A 1,255-nucleotide genomic window follows, 5' to 3' on the forward strand; every position below is an offset into this window, starting at 1 on the left:
CCCCCGGGGCCGGGGCTCGGTGGATGTCAAGGACTTCCTGGACCGCCATGCGATGTCCGCGGGCGCGTAGGTCGGCGCCCCGCCGGATCCGCCCGCGCAATCGAGCCGGCCCGGCGCTTGAGGACAACCCCGCGGACCGGGCCACCCCAGCCCGTCCGGCGCTTGAGGRCGGAACCGTGCGCCCCGGTCCCGGCCACCCCAGCCCGTCCGGCGCTTGAGGACGGAACCGTGCGCCCCGGTCCCGGGCGCGGGTCTTCGCCCTCAAGCGCCGGGCAGGCTGGACTTCCTGCCCCGGTCCGGGCTGACGGTTCCGCCCTCAAACGCCGGGCAGGCTGAGGTGCACCCCCAGGGCAGACCGGATACCCACCCCCCTCCGGGCTGACGGTTCCGCCCTCAAACGCCGGGCAGGCTGAGGTACACCCCGGGGGGCTGAGGCGCACCCCCACAGGCGCGCCCGCGCGCTACCGCTCCAGGTGCCCCGTGTCGTTCCACCGCTCCAGCGCCGGCGCCCCGTACGCCCAGCCCAGGACCGACAGTGACGTCGGGTCCAGGCGGATGCGCGCCGCGAACGACGCGTCCTCGCCCAGCCAGCGCGACCCCAGCACCCGCAGGATGTGGCCGTGGCCGAAGACCAGGACATCGCGGTCGGCCGACCGCGCCCACTCGACGACCTCGTCGGCCCGGGCCGACACCTGGGCCAGGGTCTCGCCCTCCGGAACTCCATCGCGCCAGATGAACCAGTCCGGGCGGATCGCCTTGATCTCGGCCGGCGTCATTCCTTCGTACGCCCCGTAGTCCCACTCCATCAGCGCGTCCCACGGCTCCGCCCGCTCGCCGAACCCCGCGATCGCGCACGTCTCGGACGCCCGCACGAGCGGGCTGGTGCGGATCTCCAGGCCGGGCAGGTCCGCCCAGGGCCCGCGGTGCAGCCGCTCGCCGAGCAGCTTGGCCCCCTCCCGCCCCGAGTCGAGCAGCGGAATGTCCGTCCTGCCGGTGTGATTGCCCTTGACGGACCATTCCGTCCGGCCGTGCCGGGCCAGCAGGATGCGCGGTGAACAGCCGGTTGAGCGGGTGCTCGGCGTTGAGGAAGAGCGCCTTCTCGAGATCCAGGATGCTCAGCCCGTGGTCGACGGCGGTGGACACGTCGCCCCGGACCAGGAGTCTGCCGCCCGAGTACGCCCCGTACACCAGGGCCAGGAGCGGGAGCTCGGTCCACCAGCGGGGCCGGTGGCGCGGCACTGGCGCGGTGGTGGCA

General features: G+C 74.3%; 1 protein-coding gene and 1 pseudogene. Both read right to left on the reverse strand.

The features are described from left to right. Window positions 1-461 precede the first annotated feature (461 nt). Window positions 462-1,106 carry a histidine phosphatase family protein gene (locus tag EAO72_RS40970; RefSeq protein WP_148022470.1) on the reverse strand — a complete coding sequence of 215 codons (645 nt, stop codon included), beginning with the start codon at window positions 1,104-1,106 and terminating at the stop codon, window positions 462-464. Beyond that, window positions 1,039-1,239 (reverse strand): annotated as a pseudogene (locus EAO72_RS43670) (phosphatase PAP2 family protein); the annotation flags it as partial. The pseudogene EAO72_RS43670 and the gene EAO72_RS40970, both read right to left, overlap by 68 nt. Window positions 1,240-1,255: the final 16 nt, after the last annotated feature.

The sequence above is a fragment of the Streptomyces sp. OR43 genome (genome assembly GCF_008042275.1).
Classification (GTDB): Bacteria; Actinomycetota; Actinomycetes; order Streptomycetales; family Streptomycetaceae; genus Streptomyces.